Origin of the sequence: Arthrobacter pascens (assembly GCF_030816475.1) — a bacterium.
Lineage (GTDB): Bacteria > Actinomycetota > Actinomycetes > Actinomycetales > Micrococcaceae > Arthrobacter > Arthrobacter pascens_B.
Genome location: NZ_JAUSXF010000001.1, coordinates 3,124,964 through 3,147,501, shown reverse-complemented (window position 1 = coordinate 3,147,501; position 22,538 = coordinate 3,124,964). Strand labels below are relative to the sequence as shown.

Annotated in this window: 17 protein-coding genes; 3 read left to right on the top strand and 14 right to left on the bottom strand. The window is 64.0% G+C overall.

The features are described from left to right. Positions 1-32: 32 nt before the first annotated feature. Positions 33-1,709 (top strand): bifunctional phosphoribosylaminoimidazolecarboxamide formyltransferase/IMP cyclohydrolase, encoded by a 1,677-nt coding sequence (gene purH, locus QFZ40_RS14365; protein WP_306905216.1) that lies wholly within the window; start codon positions 33-35, stop codon positions 1,707-1,709. A gap of 248 nt (positions 1,710-1,957) precedes the next feature. Here the strand turns inward: purH and QFZ40_RS14360 are convergent, their stop codons facing one another. Both QFZ40_RS14360 and QFZ40_RS14355 read right to left on the bottom strand, forming a co-directional pair. After that, positions 1,958-2,941, bottom strand: coding sequence for a trypsin-like serine peptidase (locus tag QFZ40_RS14360; protein WP_306905214.1), 984 nt, complete (start codon positions 2,939-2,941; stop codon positions 1,958-1,960). Between the two features lie 273 nt (positions 2,942-3,214). Further along, positions 3,215-3,433, bottom strand: coding sequence for a hypothetical protein (locus QFZ40_RS14355; RefSeq protein ID WP_306905213.1), 219 nt, complete (start codon positions 3,431-3,433; stop codon positions 3,215-3,217). Positions 3,434-3,649: 216 nt separating this feature from the next. Here QFZ40_RS14355 and QFZ40_RS14350 point away from each other — a divergent pair, with 216 nt between their 5' ends. Then, a complete protein-coding gene (locus QFZ40_RS14350) occupies positions 3,650-5,869 on the top strand; it encodes an NADP-dependent isocitrate dehydrogenase (protein WP_306905212.1) in 2,220 nt (739 codons plus the stop codon). A gap of 128 nt (positions 5,870-5,997) precedes the next feature. On the opposite strand, the gene QFZ40_RS14345 is transcribed toward QFZ40_RS14350, so the two are convergent. The 11 genes from QFZ40_RS14345 to QFZ40_RS14295 form a co-directional block, all read right to left on the bottom strand. After that, a complete protein-coding gene (locus QFZ40_RS14345; protein WP_306905211.1) occupies positions 5,998-6,501 on the bottom strand; it encodes a hypothetical protein in 504 nt (167 codons plus the stop codon). Further along, the gene (locus QFZ40_RS14340) at positions 6,498-7,751 is read right to left on the bottom strand and encodes a serine/threonine-protein kinase (protein ID WP_306906932.1); all 1,254 of its coding nucleotides are present in this window, start codon (positions 7,749-7,751) and stop codon (positions 6,498-6,500) included. The genes QFZ40_RS14345 and QFZ40_RS14340 overlap by 4 nt, the downstream gene beginning before the upstream one ends. Before the next feature lie 323 nt (positions 7,752-8,074). Then, positions 8,075-9,646 (bottom strand): LPXTG cell wall anchor domain-containing protein, encoded by a 1,572-nt coding sequence (locus QFZ40_RS14335; RefSeq protein WP_306905210.1) that lies wholly within the window; start codon positions 9,644-9,646, stop codon positions 8,075-8,077. Positions 9,647-9,733: 87 nt separating this feature from the next. Then, positions 9,734-10,405: a hypothetical protein gene (locus QFZ40_RS14330; RefSeq protein ID WP_306905209.1), complete on the bottom strand. Its 672-nt coding sequence runs from the start codon at positions 10,403-10,405 to the stop codon at positions 9,734-9,736. Between the two features lie 439 nt (positions 10,406-10,844). Next, on the bottom strand, positions 10,845-11,915 hold the full coding sequence (locus QFZ40_RS14325) for a Gfo/Idh/MocA family protein (protein WP_306905208.1): 1,071 nt from the start codon (positions 11,913-11,915) through the stop codon (positions 10,845-10,847). Positions 11,916-12,046: 131 nt separating this feature from the next. Continuing rightward, positions 12,047-12,757, bottom strand: a complete 711-nt coding sequence (locus tag QFZ40_RS14320; RefSeq protein ID WP_306905207.1) for an ABC transporter ATP-binding protein — start codon at positions 12,755-12,757, stop codon at positions 12,047-12,049. A gap of 2 nt (positions 12,758-12,759) precedes the next feature. Beyond that, positions 12,760-14,205, bottom strand: coding sequence for an ABC transporter permease (locus tag QFZ40_RS14315; RefSeq protein WP_306905206.1), 1,446 nt, complete (start codon positions 14,203-14,205; stop codon positions 12,760-12,762). A gap of 230 nt (positions 14,206-14,435) precedes the next feature. Next, positions 14,436-15,536, bottom strand: a complete 1,101-nt coding sequence (locus tag QFZ40_RS14310; protein WP_306905205.1) for a substrate-binding domain-containing protein — start codon at positions 15,534-15,536, stop codon at positions 14,436-14,438. A 72-nt stretch (positions 15,537-15,608) separates the two neighbouring features. After that, positions 15,609-16,892 (bottom strand): multiple monosaccharide ABC transporter permease, encoded by a 1,284-nt coding sequence (gene mmsB, locus QFZ40_RS14305; RefSeq protein ID WP_306905204.1) that lies wholly within the window; start codon positions 16,890-16,892, stop codon positions 15,609-15,611. A 46-nt stretch (positions 16,893-16,938) separates the two neighbouring features. Further along, positions 16,939-18,498 carry a multiple monosaccharide ABC transporter ATP-binding protein gene (mmsA, locus tag QFZ40_RS14300; protein ID WP_306905203.1) on the bottom strand — a complete coding sequence of 520 codons (1,560 nt, stop codon included), beginning with the start codon at positions 18,496-18,498 and terminating at the stop codon, positions 16,939-16,941. Positions 18,499-18,631: 133 nt separating this feature from the next. Continuing rightward, on the bottom strand, positions 18,632-19,822 hold the full coding sequence (locus tag QFZ40_RS14295; RefSeq protein ID WP_306905202.1) for an ROK family transcriptional regulator: 1,191 nt from the start codon (positions 19,820-19,822) through the stop codon (positions 18,632-18,634). Positions 19,823-20,026: 204 nt separating this feature from the next. Here QFZ40_RS14295 and QFZ40_RS14290 point away from each other — a divergent pair, with 204 nt between their 5' ends. Next, positions 20,027-20,821, top strand: coding sequence for a nitrilase-related carbon-nitrogen hydrolase (locus tag QFZ40_RS14290; protein ID WP_306905200.1), 795 nt, complete (start codon positions 20,027-20,029; stop codon positions 20,819-20,821). On the opposite strand, the gene QFZ40_RS14285 is transcribed toward QFZ40_RS14290, so the two are convergent. Then, positions 20,800-22,422: a PucR family transcriptional regulator gene (locus QFZ40_RS14285; RefSeq protein WP_306905199.1), complete on the bottom strand. Its 1,623-nt coding sequence runs from the start codon at positions 22,420-22,422 to the stop codon at positions 20,800-20,802. The genes QFZ40_RS14290 and QFZ40_RS14285 overlap by 22 nt on opposite strands. Between the last annotated feature and the right edge of the window lie 116 nt (positions 22,423-22,538).

Here is a 22,538-nt window from a genome sequence, read left to right as displayed (position 1 = left end):
GCGTTGATCCGCGAGATAAGACGGAGACTTTTGTGAGCTTCACGCAGCTTGACCGTGTTCCCATCCGCCGGGCCTTGATCTCGGTTTACGACAAGACCGGCCTGGAGGAGCTCGCCAAGGGGCTGCACGAAGCCGGAGTCAAGATCGTTTCCACCGGCTCCACCGCCAAGAAGATCGCCGAGGCCGGCATCCCCGTCCAGGAAGTCGAGGAAGTCACAGGCTCCCCGGAAATGCTGGACGGCCGCGTCAAGACCCTCCACCCCCGGGTGCACGGCGGCATCCTGGCTGACCGCCGCGTCCACGCGCACATGGAAACCCTCGCCAGCATGGACATCGAAACCTTTGACCTGGTGGTGGTGAACCTTTACCCGTTCGTTGAGACCGTGAAGTCCGGCGCAGCGCAGGACGACGTCGTCGAGCAGATCGACATCGGAGGGCCCGCCATGGTGCGTTCGGCAGCCAAGAACCACGCCGCCGTCGCCATAGTCGTTGACCCTGCCTTCTATGGCGAGGTGGTCACCGCGGCAGCCGAAGGCGGCTTTGACCTGAAGACACGACGCCGGCTGGCCGCCAAGGCGTTCGCCCACACCGCCACCTATGACAACGCCGTGGCCACGTGGACCGCCAGCCAGTTCCTCGATGAAGACGGCGACGGCGTGATCGACTGGCCCGCCTACGCCGGCCTGGCGCTGGAACGCTCGGAGGTTCTCCGCTACGGCGAAAACCCGCACCAGCAGGCAGCGCTCTATGTGGATAAGGCTGCTCCCGCAGGCATCGCCCAGGCGGACCAGCTGCATGGAAAAGCCATGAGCTACAACAACTTCGTTGACGCCGACGCCGCCCTTCGCGCCGCCTACGACTTCTCCAGCCCTGCCGTTGCCGTCGTCAAGCACGCCAACCCGTGCGGTATCGCCGTCGGTTCAGCCGATGCCGCGGACCCCATCGCCGACGCCCACGCCAAGGCCCACGCCTGCGACCCCGTCTCCGCCTACGGCGGCGTCATCGCCGCCAACAGCACGGTGACTGCCGGGATGGCCCGGACCGTGGCGAACATCTTCACGGAGGTGGTCATCGCCCCCGGATTCGAGCCCGAGGCCGTGGAGATCCTGTCCAAGAAGAAGAACATCCGGCTGCTGGCCCTGCCCGAGGGCTACGGCCGCTACCCGGCTGAGATTCGGCAGGTCTCCGGCGGCGTGCTGGTCCAAACAACGGACAAGGTGGACGCCGACGGCGACAACCCCGCCAACTGGACCCTTGCAGCGGGTGAAGCCGCTGATGAAAGCACGCTGGCTGACCTCGCGTTTGCCTGGACCGCCTGCCGTGCCGCCAAATCCAACGCCATCCTGCTGGCCTCCCAAGGCGCGGCAGTAGGCATCGGCATGGGACAGGTGAACCGGCTCGATTCCTGCCGCCTGGCTGTGGAGCGGGCCAACACGCTTGGCGTCACGGTGACATCCGATGTCGATGCGGCCGGCGGCGCATCTGGTGCCTCAAACACCGGAACCGAGGTTCCGGAGCGTGCCCGCGGTGCAGTGGCAGCCTCCGATGCGTTCTTCCCGTTCGCTGACGGCCTGCAGATCCTGATCGATGCTGGAGTCCGCGCGGTGGTCCAACCCGGCGGCTCAGTCAGGGACGAGGAAGTGATCGCCGCAGCCAACGCCGCGGGCGTCACCATGTACTTCACGGGCTCCCGCCACTTCTTCCACTAAGAAGTTAAAACGTCGACGGCATCTCTCCCCGTGAGGGGAGAGACGTCGTCGGGCTTTTTGGGGCTACCTAGGACTCGGCTGGTTGAGTGTCCGCGCCCCGCTGCTTGAGACGCGGACCCCCCTCCGGAAACCGAAGCTCCCGGGGCCTGGCACCCGCCATTCGCTGGGGAGTCCAGTACTCGAGGATCTCCCTGTGCGTCTGGGCAAGATCGCTGTGGCTTACGGGTTCCTCGCCGGGCGAGGGCTCCTTAGGATGCCGCTGCACTTGAGTAGGTCTGCTGGATGACCGACCCCCAATAGGGGCCATACATCACGGACGAGCCGCTGTAGCCGTAGCTGTTGATGGAATTCTGGAGGCCGCTCGAACCGCTCGTTTCCGGGGTGCTGCCTTGGATGATCCAAGGGCCGCCGGATGATCCGCCGGTCATGTCGCAGCGGATGCCCTGGGTGTTGAACTGCGGGTTGTTGGTGTCGTTGGTGGCCGTTCCGGAGCAGCTTTTGAGGCTCTCGCCGTTGAAGGGCGACGCTGCCGGATAGCCGAAGGCCTTGTATGCCAGGCCACGAGGGGCGTTGAACTCCACTCCGGATTCGTTCACGACGTCAGACAGGTACTTGCCGTTGAGCTGGTTCATCACTGCAAACCCGGTGTCATACTGCATGTCACCCTTCGAACTCCACTGCGTTGGTGCGTACAGTGCCCTGGCTGTCCATTTCCCGTAGGGCGCTGTGCCGTTCAGGTAGGCAGGAACAAAGGCAAAGTTGGTGGCGAAGGCCCCAGGCCCTTCATTCACACAGTGGCCAGCGGTGGTGACGGTGCTCTTGTTGGCTGACGTCACGGCATTGCCGGAGCAGACGTAGTTCACGCCGGCCAGGGTGAAGAAGACTTTGCCGATGTGGTCCACGGGAGACTCACTCACGGCGATGGTCGATTTGCCTTTTGAAGGAGCGACCTTCGTGTCGGCGCCCTTCTCCACTGCCGCGGCGTTTGTGGTGTTCCCACGTTCCAGGGCTTTTCCGGCCAGGACATCACCGGGGACGGCATTGAGCATGCGGTCGGCAGTCCAGTAGTCCGCCACCCCTGAGCTGTCCACCGTGGCGCTCGTCACCGAGGGGGCCTTATGGTCGTCCGATCCCGACGGAGCGGCCGTGGCACCACCCGCTGCACCAAGCGCCAGAAGGGCTGCCGCCGAGAGGCTTAAAAGGCCGGCAGCTAGAGACCTGGTATGTGTCATCGTTGTCCTGTCTGAACTTGTGGGGGAGGCCCGCCGAGCCCGCCTGTGGCCTACGAATTTATCCGGATATGACAGCTTTGTAAATAGGAGTGACGTATCGCGTAGGCGCTCACCGGGCGAGTCCAGCTACAGCGTTCCCAGGTGGTAACAGCGCGTCCTCTGGTGCGGCCGCGCCAAGGCGAGTATCTTGCTCATATCAGCAGTGGTTTGTCCGACTGGGCTCCGGACACGAAACGAATTGGGGCCCACGTCATGTTTCCCTTCCGGCGATCATCAAAACAGTCCCAGCTTGACGGCCATCAGCCTGCCGCGGGTGAAAGCGATCGGGACGCCGTCTCCGAGATTGCCGCCCGGGCCGATGCCCTCCAGCTGCGTGACGTGGATCCTGTCCACTCGTTCACGGCTACGGAACAGCTCCGCCGCCAAGACCCCAAGTACGTACAGCTGTGGCCCAGTGATCTTCCCCACAAACGCCGCTGACGGATCAGACAAAGTCGGGAGCCGTTTTTTCCGGACGTAAAGCGCGAGGGCGGCCGGCCAGCTGAAATGGGCCGCCGCCGTCGGGCACTTTGCGCGCTAATCAGGGCAGTAACGCAAATGGAGTCCAAGCTTTTTGGTAGGGTTCTGAGCCTCGTCCTCAGGTAAGTTAGACGTGGTGAATAGACCGGATTTCCAAAAATAAGCCGACCTCCAGGGAGACGCCCGCGCATGTCCAAGATTATCTATACCCACACCGACGAAGCGCCGATGCTGGCTACCTATTCGTTCTTGCCGATCATCGAGGCCTTTGCTTCGACCGCAGGTGTGGAGGTGGAGACCCGTGACATCTCGCTCGCCGGCCGCATCATCGCCGTGTTCGGTGACTACCTCACACCCGAACAGCAGATCCCTGACGCCCTCTCCGAACTCGGTGAGCTGGCGAAGACGCCCGAAGCCAATATCATCAAGCTTCCCAACATCAGCGCCTCCATCCCGCAGTTGAAGGCCGCCATTGCGGAACTGCAAAGCCAGGGCTACGACCTCCCGGATTACCCGGACAACCCCTCCTCCGACGAAGAGACGGCTGTCCGCTCGCGCTACGACAAGATCAAGGGCTCCGCTGTGAACCCGGTCCTGCGTGAAGGCAACTCGGACCGCCGCGCACCGCTTTCCGTCAAGAACTATGCCCGCCAGAACCCGCACTCCATGGGTGCCTGGTCCGCGGATTCCAAGACCAACGTTGCCACTATGAGCAGGGACGACTTCCGCTCGAACGAGAAGTCCGTGGTTGTCGGGTCCGAGGGAACCATTGCCATTCAGCTGGTCCGCGAAGACGGCTCAGTCAAGGTCCTCAAGAAGGCTTTCCCCGTCCTTACAGGCGAGGTCATCGACGGAACCGTGATGCGCGCCGCCGCGCTGGACGAGTTCCTGGCCGCCCAGGTGGCCCGGGCCAAGGAAGAGGGCGTCCTCTTCTCCGCGCACCTGAAGGCCACCATGATGAAGGTCTCGGACCCCATCATCTTCGGCCACGTCGTGAAAGCCTACTTCTCTGAGCTCTTCGAGACCTACGGCAAACAGCTCGCCGCCGCCGGGATCAGCCCCAACAACGGCCTCGCGGCGATCCTGAGCAGCCTCGAGGACCTGCCCGAGGACGTGCGCGAGGGCGTGCAGAACCTCATCAGGAAGGGCCTTGAAGAAGGGCCCGCCCTGGCCATGGTGGACTCTGACAAGGGCATCACCACACTTAACGTCCCCAGCGACGTCATCGTGGATGCGTCCATGCCGGCCATGATCCGTAGCTCGGGCCACATGTGGGGCCCGGACGGCAAGGAAGCAGACACACTGGCGGTCCTGCCGGACAGCTCCTACGCCGGCATCTACCAGGTGGTCATTGACGACTGCCGCGCCAACGGCGCCTATGACCCCACCACCATGGGCACCGTGCCGAACGTTGGCCTCATGGCACAGGCAGCCGAGGAATACGGCAGCCACGACAAGACCTTCGAGATCCAGGAACCGGGAACGGTGCAGATCATCGATGGCTCGGGCGCCGTGCTGATCGAACACCAGGTGGCAGCCGGCGATATCTGGCGAGCCTGCCAGACCAAGGACCTCCCCATCCGCGACTGGGTCAAGCTGGCCGTCACCCGCGCCCGCGCCTCGCAGATGCCCGCCGTGTTCTGGCTGGACGAGGACCGCGCACACGACGCCACCCTGATCGCCAAGGTCCGCGAGTACCTTAAAGAGCACGATACCCAGGGCCTGGATATCCAGATCATGTCCCCGGTGAAGGCCACGGCCTTCACCCTGGAGCGCATCCGCAAGGGAGAGGACACCATCTCCGTCTCCGGCAACGTGCTCCGCGATTACCTCACGGACCTGTTCCCGATCCTGGAACTGGGCACCAGCGCCAAGATGCTCTCCGTCGTTCCCCTGATGAACGGCGGCGGGCTGTTCGAGACCGGCGCCGGCGGATCCGCTCCCAAGCACGTCCAGCAGCTGCTCAAGGAAAACCACCTTCGCTGGGACAGCTTGGGCGAATTCCTCGCCCTGGCGGTCAGCTTTGAGCACCTGGCCACCACCACGGACAACGCGCGCGCCCAAATCCTTGCTGACACCCTGGACAAGGCCACCGGAACGTTCCTGCTGGAGAACAAGTCGCCCAGCCGCCGCGCCGGCGAGCTGGACAACCGCGGCAGCCACTACTTCCTCGCTCGCTACTGGGCCGAGGAACTGGCCAAGCAGACCGACGACACCGATCTTGCCGCGTCCTTCTCCGCAGTGGCCAACGAGCTGTCTTCCAACGAGGAGATCATCGTGGGTGAACTCGCCGCAGTCCAGGGTTCCCCGGTGGACATCGGAGGCTACTACCGCCCCGATGACGCCAAGGCGTCAGCCGTCATGCGTCCCTCCGCCACGCTGAACAAGGTCATCGGGACCCTGAACTAAGAGGTTCCAGGCCGGCGTCTCACCAGCCGGCAATCCATGAAAGCGGCGCCCCGGGCAACCGGGGCGCCGCCTTTAGTTTTGGATCTTCAGTACCTGCGCGCAAACACCTTGTGTCAACCGACCTTGCGTCACCCGGCTTTGCCTTTGCCTTTGCCCCCGTTTCCCTTGCCGTTATCCGATGGTGGCGGCGCCACGGAGACCGGAGCGTCCTCGGCAGCTTTTGCCGCAGCAGCTGCGTCCGCTGTGGCCTTTTCGGCGGCTGCTGCTTCCGCTGTCGCTTTGGCTGCTGCCGCGTCAGCCGCCGCCTTCGATGCGGCCAGATCGGCACGGACCGCGGCAACGGCGGTCATGATGCTTCGCCGGCGGTCCTCGGAGACCTGGCCGCTTGATGATGCAGCAGCGAGATCCGCTTCCAGGCGTTCCAGGGCCGACAACGCCCCAGCGGGGTCGTTGCCCGCGGCTGCCTGGCTAACGCCGAGCACGCGTTCCTGAAGCTGGCGGGCAGCGTCGCGCTGCAGGCCGGAGTCGACGGGAGCGCACGCCACAAGTGCTGATGCGAGCATCAGAATTAGGACGGTGATAACCGCGGTGAGGCGCGCGAATTTCCGGTGTCTGTCCTTTGGCCGGTTCATGGTTGCACGCTCTTCTGAAGTTCCTTGAGATGGTCACCCAGGGTGCCGGTGACGGTCGGGTAAGGAACGACGTCGGATGTTGAGGATCTGGACACGCCCGCTGTCAGTGCCGCTGCCCCCGCCAGAATGGCAACGGCAGCCAGTACGGCGGCGAGCCAGATCCAGTTGGCAATGCCCCTGGTTCTGCCCCTGCCTTTCCGCTTGTGTTGGAGCCGAGTCCGGGGATGGCCGGTTGCCGGGCGCCTGGAAGGTGGCGTTCGATCGGTAAGCGTCAGCGTATGCCCGGCGGTGCTCTCCTGAACTTCCCGGGCAGGTTCGGGGGAGGAGATGGACGGAGGCCGGAATGGCATGGCCGGTAGCACCAGAGTGGGTTCCGGCGACAGTTCGCCGGGGGTGGAGCCCGGAGAGACCAGGGCCTGACGCAGGGCGATTTCGACGTCCCCGGCTGCCGGGCGCATCAGCGGTTCAACCGCAGTCATCGACCTGATCAGGTCTGCCCATTCGGACGGGACATCATCGGGGATCTCCGGTGCGCGGTGGAGGCGGGCGACAGCTGACTCCACAGCGTTTCCCGGATATTCCACGGTGCGCTTGATGCATTCGAGCAGGACCAGTCCGAGGGAGTAGATGTCCGAGGCCGGCGTAACGGGCGAACCCATGGCCTGTTCGGGGCTGAGGTAGGCTGCCGTTCCCACCATCGTCCCCGTGGCCGTGAGCCGCGGTGAGTCTGCGATCCTGGCGATGCCGAAATCGGTCAGCTTGGGCCGCAGCGGTTCGCCGGGACGGATCTGCACCAGCAGGATATTGGCAGGCTTGACATCCCGGTGGATGATGCCGAGCCCGTGCACGTAGGCAAGCGCGTCAGCGATGCCCGCCCCGATGACCGCAAGCTCATCCAACGGGACAGGGCCAAGCCCGATCCGGGTCCGCAGGTCCTGTCCATCCACCAGTTCCATGGTCAGGAACGGACGGGGCTCATCCGGGATACGTGTGTCGATCCCGGCATCGAAAAGCGTTACCAGGCCGGGGTGGTTGAGCGTGGCGAGCAGCTGTATTTCGGCTTCCTGTCGCTTCAGCTCCTCAGCATCCGGAGCCTGGGGGGCGAAGAGCTTCAAGGCCACGTCGCGGCCCAGGTTCTCGTCCCGGGCACAGTAAACAGAGGACATTCCGCCGCGGCCGATCACTTCGCCGAGCCGGTAGCGTCCGCCAACCACCTCATTCCTGATGGAGCTGGGCGAATCCGCCACCATGACCCGTTCCCTCCCCGTGCGATGCGGCACTTTCTACCCAAAATTATACGGGCGGGAAGGCATGGGGGCACGGTGTCATCCGGGTTTGGACTCCTTTCGGATCGGGCAGTGCGGGGGTGCCCGACGGATGGCCAAACGGCCGCAGGCGGCCCGGCGCCGACGTCAAACGAGACCTTCGGGCCGGACCACCGTCACAAGGACAAGTGCTAATTAATTAGGATGCTCGGGCGGCCACCTCCTTTCCTCTGGGTCGTTGCCTGGTGCCATGACTGGCGACGAATTCAGACTGCCAACTGGTCTGCTCCGGGTCCCGTCTCAGACGTCTAGGACGTCCTGCGGCGCCGGTAGAGAAGCAGCAGCAGTCCGGCAACGAGAAGGAGCAGGGCTGCAGTGACCACAGTCCCGTTTACGCCGGTCTTGGCCAGCGTATTGGAACCCTGAGCGGGAGCACTGCCCGTGTTAGCCAGTGAGGTTCCCACGGCCGCCACTGTCCCCGCCGTCGTTGACCCGGCAGGAGTAACTGTGATGCCGCCGTTGCCGGTTCCCGTTCCCGCGTTGGTTCCGGTTGTTCCAGTTCCGCTAGTTCCTGTCGGGTCGGTGTCGCCAGCTGTCCCGGTGCTGCCAGTCCCGGTTCCCGGGGTTCCGGTTCCCGGGGTTCCGGTTCCGGGCGTTCCGGTCCCGGGGGTGCCGGTTCCGTCAGTTCCACCACCGATGATGACTGATCCACCGATGCCCGTGGTCACATCACCCAGCAGATCAGAGGTGCCAAGTCCAAGGGCTACGTCGACTGCTGCGGTGAGGTCAGCGGCGGGGTCGCCGGTGGTGTCGGTGCCTGTCAGGTTGCCGAGCCCGAGGGCTACGTCGGCTGCTGCCGCCACGTCGCCGGTGGTGTCGGTGCCTGTCAGGTTGCCGAGCCCGAGGGCTACGTCGGCTGCTGCCGCCACGTCGGCGGTGGTTCCGGTGCCTGTGAGGTTGCCGAGTCCGAGGGCGATGTCGGCTGCTGCGGTGAGGTCAGCGGCGGGGTCGCCGGTGGTTCCGGTGCCTGTGAGGTTGCCGAGTCCGAGGGCGATGTCGGCTGCTGCGGTGAGGTCAGCGGCGGGGTCGCCGGTGGTTCCGGTGCCTGTGAGGTTGCCGAGTCCGAGGGCGATGTCGGCTGCTGCGGTGAGGTCAGCGGCGGGGTCGCCGGTGGTTCCGGTGCCTGTGAGGTTGCCGAGTCCGAGGGCGATGTCGGCTGCTGCGGTGAGGTCAGCGGCGGGGTCGCCGGTGGTTCCGGTGCCTGTGAGGTTGCCGAGTCCGAGGGCTACGTCGGCTGCTGCGGCCACGTCGGCGGTTCCTGCCGGGGCGTTGCCGAGCCCGAGGGCTACGTCGGCTGCTGCGGCCACGTCGGCGGTGCCTGCCGGGGCGTTGCCGAGCCCGAGGGCTACGTCGGCTGCTGCCGCTACGTCACTCGTGGTGCCAGTACCTGCCACGTTGCCGAGCCCGAGGGCTACGTCGGCTGCTGCCGCCACGTCGGCGGTGCCTGCCGGAGCGCTGCCGAGCCCGAGGGCTACGTCGGCTGCCGCGGTCACGTCAGTGGTGCCTGCCGGGGCGCTGCCGAGCCCGAGGGCTACGTCGGCTGCCGCGGCGAGAACAGTGTTGCCGGCTGCCGGTCCAGAGCTACCGCTGCCAACGGCAACATCGACGGCAGCGGCAACATCCGCGGTTCCTGACGGCGTTGAGCCACCCAGCAGGTTCAACGACGTCGCATCAGCGGATGTTGCCGCCGAGACCTGGGCGGATGCGGAAAGATCTGCTCCGCTTGTAGTATCCGCAGCACTTGCTGCGGTGGCGCCGAGGGCCAGTAGCCCTCCGGCGAAGAGGGTGCTAAGCAGCCCCCTGCGAAAATTGGAATGCATGATGCTGTCTCCTGACAAGTTGATGTAGGCGCCCGAGAGCAACCCGAATGGCCGTGTTCTGCCGGCGAAGGGCAGAAAAGGGCCTAACTAGTCAGGGGATGAGCCGGGGTCGAAGGAGACCGCGGAAGGGGCATGCGTGGAGGTTCCGCTGAGCGGAACACTGCCGGCGGGGGGAAGGTAAAAATCTAAGAAGGCCAGCCACGCGGCTGAACCGCCAGAGCCGGCGGATGAAATGCTGCCGCCCGAGCCAGAAGACGGGCCTGGCGGGGCGGGGGCAGGAGCCGGCGGTGGATCTGCAGTGACCGGGGTCCCCGCCCAAGGCGAGCCCGCGCCTGCGCTGGCCAGTGAGGCAGAAAGGGGCATCCCGGCTGAGTCTTGCTGCGGCGCCACTGCACCGGCAGCAGGACCGATAGCGGCGGCGACGAACTCCGAGTCCTGGTTTGCAGTGCCTTCGGCTACCGCCAGATCCACGGGAAGTGCAGCGACAGGCTCTAAGTTTGCGGACTCGAGGTCGGGGATCGAAACCGGCAGCGGGACGATGTCATTCACGAGTTCGGCAACGGGCAGCAGTACGGGTTCAAGCACAGGGACCGCTTCGACGAGCGGCGTGCTCACGGTCTCTACCAAACCTGCGGCGGTATCGTTGACCACTGCGACGGCGGGACTTGAGACCGCGGAAACGGCTCCTGCCGGTACTACCTGGTTGATCACCGGAGTCCGGCCAATCAGCTGATCGGCTGCACCGGGAATGCTTCCCACGACAGGCTGAAGAAGCCCGTAGGCGGAAGGTTCGGAAGCGGGGATGACTGCATTTGATGCGGGGCCGGCTGGCCCGGTCAATGGTGCAGAAAGGGACGATACCGAAGACGTTACGCCGCTGAGCAAAGAATCTGTCGAAGAGTCAGCGGTGGCGGCAGAAGTGGAAAGCGCTAACCATGCGAGGGTAGCGGCACCAGCCAGAAGAACCGGACGGAACACATGCCACGGCAAACGAGCCTTAGCCATGCGTATCACCCCCAGTACCGTTGAGACCTCCGGTTTCTACAGCGTATGACTGGTCGTGCAGCACGTCTAGGGAAAAAGGAGATATAGCCATCAAATTTACTTACATTGTCACCAGTCAAAACAATGCTGTAATAGCACGTCAATGGCCTTTACAAAATTTGGTTATGGTAAACCAGCGGGTTGTTGCTTTGCCTTAGTGGGCATCGTTGGGATAACTCACACCAAGCTGGGCACGTACCCCATCGAAAAGGCGCATCGTATTGAGTGAATCCTCCAAGGGCATCACAGGGCTTTCCGTGAGGCCCTGCTGGATGCAACGCGTCACCTCCCGAAGCTCATAGGTATAACCCAGGCCGACGACGTCGAACACCTCCTTGCGGAGCTCCGCGCGGCCGATGCCTATCACTAGCTCGCGTGGGTTGTTAATGGAACCGACGCTCTGAAGATAGCCCAGGCTTCCCGCTACCGTCGCAGTCCGCGGACCATGCGCCAACAACGAGGAGGTGAGCTGCACCTGGGCGCCACGGTGGTAGCCGAGTGTCATGGCATTCTGGGCGTCCACACCGTCGTCGTTGATAAAGCCGGTGGCGCTGACAATCTGCGGGAACCCCAGTGTTCCCAGGGCCCACAGCAGCGGGTAGACGGAGATATCAAGGAGCGCGCCGCCACCGTCCCGCCGTGCCCAGAGCCTGGCGGTCGGTGAATAGGGCGCCGGGAAGCCAAGATCGGCGGTGACCCAATGGACCTCGCCGAGTTCTCCCGATGCGGCAATCTCGAAGGCCCGCTGCATGCTTGGCAGGAAGCGGCTCCACACGGCTTCCATCAGGAAGAGGTTCCGCTCGCGGGCGACGCCAATCAGCTCGGCCGCCTCCCGGGCGTTGATCGTGAAGGCCTTCTCACACAAGACGTGCTTGCCCGCATTGAGGGCAGCGAGCACTATCTGATGGTGCTGGGCGTGCGGAGTGGCGACATAGACAACGTCCACAGCCTCATCGGCGAGAAGTCGCTGGTAGCCGTGCACGCCGTCGTCGTCCCCGTATGCCTTGGCGAAACCGTAGGCTGCGGCGAAATCATCAGCCCCGGCCTGGGTCCGGGAACTTACCGCATAGAGCTCCGCGTCCGCCAGCAGCGAGAGGTCCTGCGATACGGATCGGGCAATCCCGCCGGTGGCGATGACGCCCCATCGTAAGGCGGTTCCGGTGGCGGAACAGGGGTCCTGATCGGACTGGCTGGACAGCCATGGCTTCGCGATGGGGGCACTCATGGTGCCTATCCTCTCATTGAGGTGAGGAAGCGTTCGGATAATACCTGCAGGATATGAGGAAGCGTCTGGATAAAGGGGGCGAAAGCTGAGGGAGGGTGCGGGGGGCCTCCCTCAGCTTCGGTGTCCAGTGTCTAGGCTGAGGCGGCAACTGTACCGGCCCTGGCGCGCGCCGGCTCTTCGGCCAGCTTGCCATGCTGGAGCCTGAAGCGGCGCTCCGTCTTGTTCGCCAGTGCCCTGTCATGGGTGACCACCAGGATGGTGGTGTTGTGGTCCCTGCTCAGCGAACTGAGCAGTTCGATAATGTGATCGCCCGTCTGCTCGTCCAGGTTTCCCGTGGGCTCGTCGGCCAGGATGAGCTTGGGTTCATTGGCCAGCGCACGGGCAATGGCCACCCGCTGCTGCTCCCCACCGGAGAGCCTGTTGATCCGCCGCAGCTGCTTGTCCGGGTCCAGCTGTACCTGTTCCAGGAGCTCCTTGGCGCGCTTCACACGCCCGGCCTTGCGCACGCCGGCAAACTCCAGTGGCAGCATCACGTTGTCCAGCGCGGTGAGGTTCGGGATCAGGTTGAACTGCTGGAAAACGAATCCGATGTCCCGCCGCCGGTATTCGGTCAGCTTCCCGTCCGGAAGGCTGGCCAGGCTGACACCGTTGACGACGACGTCTCCGCTGGTGGGTTTGTCCAGCGCGCCCAGGAGGGACAAGAGAGTACTCTTGCCGCTGCCGCTCTTTCCGACAATGGACGCCAGGGTGCCCTGTTCGAGTTCAAAACTTATGTCGTTGACCGGCTTGATGGTGCGGTCACCCGAGTTGAAGGTGCGGACCAGGTTCTTGACTTCAATCATGGCTATTCTCCTCGCAGGACTTCGATGGGACGGATGCGTGCCGTGAGCAGCGCCGGGACGAGCGCGCCGATGATGGCCACGCCGAACACCGCTGCGATGCCGGCGGCAATGACGTTGGGGGAGGCACTGGCAGTGACGGAGGTCAGAAGCTGTGAGGCGCCGTTTATAGGCCCGCCCGGAAAGCCTGCCCCGCCGGGGAATCCTGCTGCGCCTGCACCGCGCCCGGAATTAGTTGCCGCCGTCGTGCTGTTGGTGCTGATGAGGGCCGAGGCTATGCTGCCGCTGGCAAAGGACGCGATGGCGGCGCCCACCGCGCTGCCCATGGCCACCAGCACGAGGGCCTCCAGGACGAACTGCGTGCCGATGGTGCGGTTGGGTGCCCCGATCGCTTTCAGGACACCAATTTCCCGACGGCGCTCGCGGACCAGCATGACCATGATCAGCAGGATGATGAGGCCGGCGGTGCCGAGGGCGGCCACGAAAGCGATGAACGAGATGTTCTTGACACTGTCGAGGGAGCTGACGGCCGTTTCGAGGTTGCGCTGGCCCTGGGTGACGTCGGCTTTGTCCGCGCCGAGGGCAGCCTGGAGCGCGGTTTTGGCAGCGTCCACATTCTCCATGCTGTTGACGGTGACAATCATGGATGACAGCTCACCGGGGAGTGCAGCAAGTGTCTGGGCCTCAGGCAGGGTCACGTAGAGGGCGTTGTTACCGAAGGCGGTCCCGGCGTCGAACAGTCCGGCCACGGTGAAGGTCTGGTCACTGATCGTGAACGTGGAACCAACAGTGAGGTTGTTCTTTTCGGCGAGCGTGGTTCCCAACAACGCGCTGGTGGATGCGGCGGTGTAATCTCCGAGGCCTGTTCCTGCCGTCAGGACAAGGGCCCTTCCGGTGCTATCCACTTCGGCACCGATGCCGGTGGCGGTGACGGGCAGGGACCTTGCCGGCGCGGCCTGGGTGGTAGTTCCGGAGCCACTGGCGGCCTGGTTCCGGTTGCCCAGGGTGCCGGCGTCAACTGCGGGGGTAAGGCTGGTAGTAACGGTTGTGGCCGAGGCCCCGCCGGGAAAACCCTGGCCACCCCCGCCGGGCCCCGCCTGCCCGGTTCCAGCCTGTCCTGCGGCAGCCTGGGCTGCGGCCTCGGCCGCGTTGGTAAGGCGGAGTGCCTTGGTGCCCACCACGCTGGTGACATTAGGCACAGCGGCTGCTGTGGCAGCCTGGGCCGAGGTCAGCGGCTCGCCGCCGCCGTCGAAGCCCTGGCCTCCGGCGGGGTTGACGGTCAGGACGGTGCCCACTGAGGCATTGAGCTCCTGGACCTTCGCGCCCACTGCCTGATTCGCCACCAGCATGGCAAGTGCCAGTCCGATGGCGACGGCCAGCACCGCAACCACTGCGGCCGTTCGTACCTTGTTTCTGAAGGCATTGCCTACACTTCGGGCGAGGACGCTCACTGTACTCCTAAGGATCCGGGGCCAACCAAAGGCCCGCTATGGATCCAAGGCTCGCCTCCCTGGCTGTGCAGGAAACGGGCCAAAGCTATGTTTGCGCTGTGAAGCCGGGAAAGCTGTGAAGGAGGGAAAGCTGTTGTGCGGGAAAGGGGAATGCCCCGGCTCCCTGTTAGGGGTGCCGGGGCATTCCGGGTGGTACTGCCTTGTGGGCAGATCCTAGGTGGTTGGCGGTCCTACTTGGTCAGCGGGCCGAGAACCGGATCGTCCACGTAGGCCGTCTTCACGTTTGCTGCAGTCACGATGACCGGCGGCAGGAGGAAGGCGGGAACGGTCTTCACCGTGTTGTTGTAGGACTTGTCGTCGTTGACCTCAGGCTTTTTGCCAGCCTGCAGGTCCTTGACCATGACGATCGCGTGCTCAACGAGCTTGCGGGTGTCCTTGTTGATCGTGGAGTACTGCTCGCCCGCAATGATTGACTTCACAGACTCAACTTCAGAGTCCTGGCCGGTAACGACAGGAATCGGCTTGCCAGCCGCCTTGACGGAGGTGATGACCGCCCGGGCCAGGGTGTCGTTCGGTGAGAGTACGCCGTCCAGGGACTGGGCTCCGTACGAACCTGTCAGGAGGGTATCCATGCGGCGCTGGGCGTTCTCGGCCTTCCAGTCCTGGGTTACAGCCTTTTCAAACGTGGTCTGGCCGGAGAGGACCTTCAGCGTTCCGTCGTCGATCTTCGGCTTCAGGACGCTCATGGCGCCGTCGAAGAAGACCTTCGCGTTGGCGTCATCCGGAGAGCCGGCCAGCAGTTCAATGTTGTACGGACCGGCGGGCTTCTTGGCTTTCATGCCGTCAAGCAGCGCCTGCCCCTGCAGGACACCCACCTTGAAGTTGTCGTAGGCCACGTAGTAGTCAACGTTCGCGGTGTTCAGCAGCAGGCGGTCATAGGCAATGATCGTCGCACCGGCGTCTTTAGCCTGCTGAAGCTGGGTCCCCAGCTGGGAACCGTCGAGGGCGCCGACGATGACGACTTTGGCACCCTTGGCGATCATGGCGCTGATCTGGTTCTGCTGCTCGGCCACGCCGTTGTTGGCGAACTGGACAGTCGGCTTGAAACCTGCGCTGGTGAGGCCGTCATTGAAAAGCTTCTCGGCCAGGACCCAGTTTTCACTGGTCTTCTTCGGAAGCGCGACGCCGATCGCCGAGTCCTGCGCGAAGCCGCCCGTTGCACCGCTGGTGCCGCTACTAGTGCCGGTGTCGGCACGTCCGCAGGCCGTCAGCGCCAGTGCCGCGATCGCAGCTATCGCTGCCGCCTTTCCTGCTTTACCAATCATTCCCATTTCTTGGTTCACTTTCTTTTCGGGTGTTAGCTCCGGCTTATTGGGGTGGTGTTTGTCAGGAAAACTGATGACTCAGGCTTCCCTGGCAATGGTTTCTTTGGTGGAGGTCACTTCGTCGGGCTGCAGCGGTGTGCCGGGCCCGCCGGAAGGACGGCTGAAGTTCTTCATCATCAGCCCGATAATCGATGCCCGGCCCTGCGACTTGTTGTAGACGTCAATGGCTACGGCTACCAGCAGCACCAGGCCTTTGATCATGGACTGCCAGTCGGCGCCGACGCTCAGAAGCTGCAGGCCGTTGTTCAACACAGCCATGACAAGGCCACCGACGATCGAGCCGATCACGGTGCCGACGCCGCCGGTCACCGCTGCGCCGCCAATGAAGACGGCCGCGATGGCGTCCAGTTCCCAGCCTGTCCCGTCGGACGGGCCGGCTGAGGTTGAGCGGGCCACGAAGATCATTCCGGCCAGTCCGGCGATGATGGACATGTTCATCATGACCAGGAAGTTGATCTTTTTTGACTTCACACCGGAGAGTTCGGCTGCGTGGCGGTTACCGCCCACTGCGTAAACGTGGCGGCCAACTACTGTCTTGGAGGAGATGAAGCCGTAGATCAGGACCATGACGGCGAGAATCAGACCTGGAATCGGGAACGAGGTGCCCGGGCGGCCGGTGGCAAAAAGGTACGTGGCGTACAGGATTGCGGCGCAGATCAGGACGAGCTTGAGGACGACCACCCAGGTTTCGGGCACCTCAGCGCCCAGGGCCTTTGCGGTGCGGCGGCGCCGGATTTCGCCATAAACGACGAAAGCGACCGCGGCGAGGCCAATCAGCAGGGTCAGGTTGTTGTAGCCGGTACTCGGTCCCACCTCCGGGAGGTATCCGGCCCCAATGAACTGGAACTCCCTGGGAACGGGAATCGAGTTGGATTGGCCAACGAACTGCTGCGCCCCGCGGAAGATCAGCATACCGGCCAGGGTGACGATAAACGCCGGAATGCCCACGTAGGCAGTCCACCAGCCGTGCCATGCTCCGATCAGGGCACCCAGGCCCAGGCCGAGCAGGATAGCCAGGAACCATGGAATGTTCCAGTCCCGCATCGCGATGGCCACCACCATGCCGACGAAGGCCGCCACGGAACCGACGGACAGGTCGATGTGTCCGGCAATGATGACCAGCACCATGCCGATGGCCAGGATCAGGATGTAGGAGTTGCCGTTGAACAGGTTGATGACGTTGCCCGGAGTGAGCGTGATGCCGCCGGTGAGCCACTGGAAGAGAACTATCAGAGCCACCAAGGCAAATATCATGCCGAACTGGCGGGTGTCGCCACCGAAGAGTTTCTTGAGCGCGTTCATGTTTTTCGGTCCCTTGTATCTGGAAGGTTCTTGAAGGCCGCAGCGGTTAAGCTGCTGCTTTGCGGGCGGAGGTCATGAGCTTCATCAGGCTTTCCTGGCTCGCTTCCTCCTTGTTCAGGACGCCGGTAATGGCACCTTCGAAGATGGTGTAGATCCGGTCCGAGAGGCCAAGCAGCTCAGGCAGCTCGGAAGAAATCACGATGACTCCCTTGCCCTGGTTGGCGAGCTGCTGGATGATCCCATAGATTTCGTACTTTGCCCCGACGTCGATCCCGCGGGTGGGTTCGTCCAGGATCAGCAGTTCCGGTTCGGTGAACATCCACTTGGCCAGGACCACTTTCTGCTGATTACCGCCGGAAAGCTTGGCGACCCCTTCCTGAACCGAAGGGGCCTTCGTCCGCAGGGACTTCCGGTATTGCTCGGCGACCGCGAACTCTTTGTTGGTGTCCACCACACTGTGCTTGCTGATCTTCTCCAGGTTCGCCGAGACCGTGGTGGTCTTGATGTCGTCCAGGAGGTTCAGTCCCAACGATTTCCGGTCCTCCGTCACATAGCCGAGGCCGGCGTCGATCGCCTGGTGCACATTCTTGAGGGTTACTTCCTTGCCGTTCACGTAGACCTGGCCGGACACAAAGTGGCCGTAGGACCGGCCGAAGACGGAACGGGCGAGTTCCGTCCGGCCGGCCCCCATAAGTCCGGCGAAGCCCACGATTTCGCCCCGCCGCACAAAGAAGCTCGAGTTTTTACAGACAAGCCGGTCCTGTATCTGCGGGTGGGCGACGTTCCAGTTCTTGACCTCGAAGAACACCTCGCCGATCCGGGGCGTGTGGTCCGGGAACCGGGATTCCAGGGCGCGGCCCACCATGCCTTTGATGATCCGGTCCTCGTCAACGCCGTCGGCCTTGACGTCGAGGGTCTCGATAGACTTTCCGTCGCGGATGATGGTGATGGAATCGGCGATCTGCTCGATCTCGTTCAGCTTGTGCGAAATGATGATCGACGTGATGCCGCGTCCCTTCAGACCCAGCATCAGGTCCAGCAGGTGCTGGGAGTCAGACTCGTTCAATGCCGCCGTGGGCTCGTCGAGAATAAGGATCTTAACCGACTTGTTGAGCGCCTTGGCGATTTCCACCAGCTGTTGCTTGCCGACGCCGATTTCCTTGACGGGGGTGTCCGGGTTCTCCCTCAGTCCCACCCTCGCCAGCAGTTCCGTGGTCCTCAGGCGGGCCTCGGCCCAGTCGATCACTCCGCGCTTGGTAGGTTCGTTGCCCAGGAAAATGTTCTCCGTGATGGAGAGTTCAGGGATGAGCGCCAGCTCCTGGTGGATGATCACGATGCCAGCATGCTCGCTGGCCCGGATGTCCCTGAACTGCTGGATTTCGTTCTGGTAGACAATGTCGCCGTCGTAGCTCCCGTATGGGTACACACCCGAGAGCACTTTCATCAAGGTGGATTTTCCGGCGCCGTTTTCGCCGCAGATTGCGTGGATCTCGCCAGCCTTGACCCTGAGGCTGACGTCCGAGAGTGCTTTGACCCCGGGAAACTCCTTGGTGATAGAACGCATCTCCAGGATGATCGGCTCGTTTTGCGTGGTGGGGACCGTCATTTGCCCTTACGCCTCCAATGCATCTGACTTCGTTGTCGCCCTGCAAAACGCAAGGGCCGTCTGATGAAAAAGTAAACTGGATTACCGCAGTTGTCGTCAAGTCTTTAACGCAATTGCCTGATAACGAAATGGTCTAGGTGCGTCGGATCCCGGCGTGTTGGAACACCAGGGCTGCTGCTCCCAAGGCCTCGGCCCGGTCACCCAGCGAGGACATAGTCAGTGTGGTGGTCTCCCCGATAACCGGCACGGCATGCCTGACCAGCCCGCGCCGGATGGGGTCCAGCAGGAGATTGCCCAGGCCTGCGAGCGGGCCTCCGACGACGATGACCTCAGGGTTGATCAGGTTGGCCACGTTGCCCAGTGCACGCCCCACAGCAAGGCCCGCGTCATCGACCACCCGAAGGGTTGCTGAGTCGCGTGCCACTGCCTTACGGACAATGTCGGCCGGGCTGAGCGGCGGGTCCTCGCCGCGGCCGAGGAGTTCGATCATGGTGGTGGTGGAGGCGATTGTTTCCAGGCAGCCGCGGTTCCCGCAGCGGCACACGAGGCCATGTTCGTGGATGGTGGCGTGGCCAATTTCGCCCGTGATTCCCACGTTGCCGTAGTAGGGGGCGCCGTTGAGGATCAGGCCTGCACCGATGCCCGACCCGATCTTCAGGAACATCAGGTTGCTGACGCCCGAATGCTGTCCCCAGGTCACCTCGGACCAGGCACCCAGGTTGGCGTCATTGTCAATGAACACGGGGATTTTCAGGGTCTCTTCAAGGTGCTGGAGGATGTTGATGCCCACCCATTCCGGCAGGATCGCCCCCTGCGCCACAGTGCCCGTCCGGCGATCAATCGGGCCCGGAATTCCGACTCCGGCACCCACCACCGCGCTTCGATCAACGCCGCTTTCGGCCAGCAGTTTTTCCAGGAGCACCACGGCCGACCGGATGCCTTCCTCGGAATGGTGGCCCAACGGCAGCATGACCGATTCTTCGGCTATCACGTGGTAGCTCAGGGAGGCGAGCACAACCCGGAGATGCCTGCGGCCGAAGTCGATCCCCACGGCTACGGCACCGTTGCTGTTGAGCCTCACATTGAGCGCCCGGCGGCCTGAACTGGTGATCGGTTCGGTGGATGCCAGGCCCGCGTCCTGCATGATTTTTACGATATTGGAGACCGTGGCTGTTGACAGGCCGGTCTGGCGGGCGAGCTCGGCCTGCGTACACGGTCCGCTCATCAGGGTTTCAATGATCCGCTGCTGGTTGAGCTGCCTCAAGGCAGACTGGGAGCCCGGGTTTTTGGGCTTGCTCCTCGTTGGGCTCGGTGATGCGGACATGCAAAGAAGATTGCCCTATCCGCCCACTTGTCGTCAAGAAGTTAACGCAAACAATTGCGGCTGCTTTGTCCTGTTGCTGGACGAACCGCACTTGCACCATCGTTTTGCGGTGCAAATCGCCCCCCGGGCAGGATGCCGCGGTGGCTAGGCTGGGAAAAGCGGCGCTCCTTCGGGCGGCCGCCCCGACGATGTGAGGTGGTAACGGTGCTGCTGGCGCTCATGCAGGCAAACTCTGCGGTCCTTGAGGTCGAGGCCAACTGCGCCGCGGTGGAAGCGGCCGCGCGTTCCGCGGCCGCCGCGGGCTCGTCCCTGCTGCTGACACCCGAACTCTTTCCCGTCGGCTACGCGCCCCTCCAGCTCCGGGCCGGGCTTGACCCGGCCGTTCTTCCGGCCATTCGGAAGCGCCTTGCCGACATCGCCAGCCGCCATGGCATCGGACTGGTTTACAGCCTTCCAGCGGTGACGTCCCGTGGCGTCTGGCAGATCACGTCCACGCTGCTGGATTCCGCGGGGAGCGAGCTTCTGACCTATGCCAAAGTGCACCTCTTTGGCCCGGAGGAGCGCGCGGCCTTCAGCCCGGCAGTGAGCCGTCCCGGCGTCGTCGATTTCAACGGAATCCGGACATCCATGGTGATCTGCTATGACGTGGAGTTCCCGGAGACAGTCAGGGCAGCGGCGGTGGGCGGGGCGGAGTTGCTCCTGGTTCCGACAGCGCTGGCCCACGGCTTCGATGCCGTTCCCCAGGTGCTCCTCCGGGCGCGCGCGCTGGAAAGCCAGGTCACGATCGCCTACGCCAACCATTCGGGGCTGGAAGACGGCTGCCAGTTCCTGGGCGGAAGCGTGATCGCGGGACCGGACGGCTCCCTGCTGGCCGCTGCCGGTACAGGTCCGCAGCTCCTCTTTGCAGAAGTCGGAGCCGACGCCGCCCGGCAGGCCCGGGAGGCGGTGCCCTACCTCGCGGAGCGCAGGCCCGATCTTTACCGCTCCTGGGAAGCCTGACCGGGGGAAGGAGCGGGTGCCGCAGAAACGTCAGCGGCGAACTGCAACGCAAACCACAGCTCTGCGCGCACCTGGGCCTCATTGAGGTCCATCTGCAGCACATCCGCCAGGGCATTGATCTGCCGGCGCACACTGTTCCGGTGCAGGCCCAATGCCTTCGCCGTTGCGTCCCAGCTTCCGTTCTCGCCGAGCCATGTCCGGAGCACCCCGAGTTGCGCATCCCGGCGGTCAGCGTCCTGCTGAAGGACAGGGTCAAGCAGCCGGGCGGCCAGCATGGTTCCAGCGTCCCGGCCCAGGAGCCCGGTGACCGACCAGCTGATGTCGTCCACCCTGGCGCTCTTGCCTGTAGTCCTGACCCGGGACCGGAGGGAAGTCACCCGTTGATAGGCGGCCGCCAGGCCGCCAAGCTCGGTGGCATCCCCGATGACCAGTCTCCACCCCAGCATTTCCACGTCGGCGAGCAAACCGTCGTCGACCTTTAACCGGGTAATTGCAGCGAACCCGTACTCCGTGATCTCCACAAGCTTGGTGTCAAACATCCGCCGCCACTGCAGCAGTTCCCGCACCGGGCTATCGCCGGCAGGCCAGGCAGGAGCATCTGCCTTGATTCCCTGCACTACCCGGAGAGGAGCCGAGCGGGAGGAAGCGGTGCTTTGCGCCAGCAGGTCCCTAAGGGTGTTGACGTGCCGCGTTCCTCCCGATCCCACGCTGTCCGGGTGCAGCAGCAGGGCAGTGGCCAGCTGGCTTGGGGCCAGGGAACCGCTGGTCCGCTGGCGCGCCAGCAGCTCCAGGAGTCCGACGGCGGATGACACCACACTGTTCTGCGCAGCTGTCAGCGCGCTGTCACTGCCCAAGACAAGGGCCCCTAGGTTTGCATCCCTCGTACTGCGGAGCGGATGTCCCACGACAAGCCTGGAGCCGGGCAGGTCCAGCGATTCAGTCTCCACGCGCGGGCCGCTCCCGGCCAGGAGCCGCGCGAGCAGGGGCTGAAGCGCCGCCGATTCCGGGCCCGCTCCGGCGCGGGCACGCACCCGCCCGTCCGCGCCTGCCAGAGTGGCCCACACAGGAACCCGCTGCACCAGTGCGGCCAGGAGTTCGTGCTCCGGCCGGGCTGAGAGAACCGCGCGCATGAGTTCACGGTTGGTGTCCGCCAGGTGCCTGAGCAGTTTGGCCTTATCCGATTCCAGCAGCTGGGAGAACTTGAGACCCAGGGCCGCAAACGGAACAGTGTCCGGGACCTGCACAAGCGTCAGGTTATGGCGGGCGCATGCTTCCCGCAGCGCGTCCGGCACGGACCGGAAATAGGGTTCAAGGCCGAAGCCAAGAGCCGCGACCCTGGCATTCACCAGGCGGGCCACATACGCGTCAACCTTGTCAGCCGCAGTGCCCTCGTCGCCCACAAACGGCAGCCCGGCTGTGAGGAGGAACTCGCCGTCGAGCAGATACGGCGTCGGGTCCTCCAGCTCACTGGGCTCCACCCATCGCAGCGTCCCGGCACCGTTGCCGCCGTCGTGCAGAACCTGCAGCTCCGGCGGCAACTGGTCCAGGAACTGCCGCAGGGTGACAGCACTCAGCCCCTCTGTTCCGGCCCCGGGAGGCATTACGTTCGCCTCCGGGGCTGCCCTCCGGGGCAGGCGGTGCCGGCGCCGAAGGCTGCGGCCATTCCCGCGCTCAACTGCCCCGGAAACACGCTGGAAGAAGCGCTATTCATGTGTGC

Bases quoted from the DNA above. Each gene is read 5' to 3' on its own strand.
- QFZ40_RS14360 (WP_306905214.1), bottom strand. From the start codon at position 2,941: ATGACACATACCAGGTCTCTAGCTGCCGGCCTTTTAAGCCTCTCGGCG.
- QFZ40_RS14350 (WP_306905212.1), top strand. From the start codon at position 3,650: ATGTCCAAGATTATCTATACCCACACCGACGAAGCGCCGATGCTGGCT.
- QFZ40_RS14345 (WP_306905211.1), bottom strand. From the start codon at position 6,501: ATGAACCGGCCAAAGGACAGACACCGGAAATTCGCGCGCCTCACCGCG.
- QFZ40_RS14340 (WP_306906932.1), bottom strand. From the start codon at position 7,751: ATGGTGGCGGATTCGCCCAGCTCCATCAGGAATGAGGTGGTTGGCGGA.
- QFZ40_RS14335 (WP_306905210.1), bottom strand. From the start codon at position 9,646: ATGCATTCCAATTTTCGCAGGGGGCTGCTTAGCACCCTCTTCGCCGGA.
- QFZ40_RS14325 (WP_306905208.1), bottom strand. From the start codon at position 11,915: ATGAGTGCCCCCATCGCGAAGCCATGGCTGTCCAGCCAGTCCGATCAG.
- QFZ40_RS14320 (WP_306905207.1), bottom strand. From the start codon at position 12,757: ATGATTGAAGTCAAGAACCTGGTCCGCACCTTCAACTCGGGTGACCGC.
- QFZ40_RS14310 (WP_306905205.1), bottom strand. From the start codon at position 15,536: ATGGGAATGATTGGTAAAGCAGGAAAGGCGGCAGCGATAGCTGCGATC.
- mmsB (WP_306905204.1), bottom strand. From the start codon at position 16,892: ATGAACGCGCTCAAGAAACTCTTCGGTGGCGACACCCGCCAGTTCGGC.
- mmsA (WP_306905203.1), bottom strand. From the start codon at position 18,498: ATGACGGTCCCCACCACGCAAAACGAGCCGATCATCCTGGAGATGCGT.
- QFZ40_RS14295 (WP_306905202.1), bottom strand. From the start codon at position 19,822: ATGTCCGCATCACCGAGCCCAACGAGGAGCAAGCCCAAAAACCCGGGC.
- QFZ40_RS14285 (WP_306905199.1), bottom strand. From the start codon at position 22,422: ATGCCTCCCGGGGCCGGAACAGAGGGGCTGAGTGCTGTCACCCTGCGG.